Origin of the sequence: Novosphingobium sp. ST904, assembly GCF_001298105.1 — a bacterium.
Classification (GTDB): Bacteria; Pseudomonadota; Alphaproteobacteria; order Sphingomonadales; family Sphingomonadaceae; genus Novosphingobium.
The window spans coordinates 1-900 of record NZ_LGJH01000017.1 but is presented as its reverse complement, the minus strand read 5'-3'; the positions used below and the strand labels follow the sequence as shown (position 1 = coordinate 900).

At 63.3% G+C, this 900-nt stretch carries 1 pseudogene; it reads left to right on the top strand.

Going from position 1 to position 900, the window contains the following annotated elements:
• Positions 1–98 precede the first annotated feature (98 nt).
• A pseudogene (locus tag ADT71_RS00090) lies at positions 99–900 on the top strand (Tn3 family transposase); the annotation flags it as partial.

The window sequence follows — 900 nt, the reverse complement described above, 5'->3', positions numbered from 1 at the left end:
CGCCGGTAAAATGCCGTCCTTTGAAATCGTTCATCGCAACTGACCTTGACAGTACATGAGCCCAATCTTGGAAACCGTGTCAGAGTTTGCAACAGAGCCCGCTGGCCTATGTTGATCAGGGGTATCACCGCTTCCGTCGGTATGCCCCGCGCATGCTGCGATGCCTCGACCTCAAAGCTGCGGCGGTTGCACGGCCTTTGCTGGACGCGGCTACCGTCATCGCTACCAAGGGCGCAGTTCCGGCGGCCGACGATTTCTTGCGCCCGCATTCCAAATGGCGGCGACAGTTGCGGGCGAAGGGCGATGATGATGCCCGCCTCCGGGAAGTCGCGGTCATGTTTCACCTGCGCGACGCGCTGCGCTCGGGCGACATATGGCTCGACCGCTCGCATCGATATGGTGACCTGCGCCACGTCCTCGTGCCGATGGCGGTCGCGCATGCCGCGAAGCTGGCGGTCCCGTCCGACCCGCATGTCTGGCTGGCTGACCGCAAAGTGCGTCTCGCTGATGGCCTTGCCCGGCTCGGTCGCGCCGCGCGCAGCGGTACAATTCCGAAAGGCAGCATCGAGGACGGCACGCTGCGCATTGATCGGCTCACCGCTGACGCGCCGGATGGGATCGAGGATCTGGTGCTTGATCTGTATCGCCGGCTGCCGCCCGTCCGCATCACCGATCTGCTGCTCGAAGTCGATACCGCGCTGGGTTTCACTGATGCCTTCACGCATCTGCGCACCGGCGTGCCATGCGGCGACCGAATCGGCCTGCTCAACGTCCTGCTTGCCGAGGGCCTGAATTTGGGTCTGCGTAAGATGGCAGAGGCTTCCAACACTCACGACTATTGGCAACTCTCCCGTCTCGCTCGCTGGCACGTCGAAAGCGAGGCGATCGACCAGGCGCTGG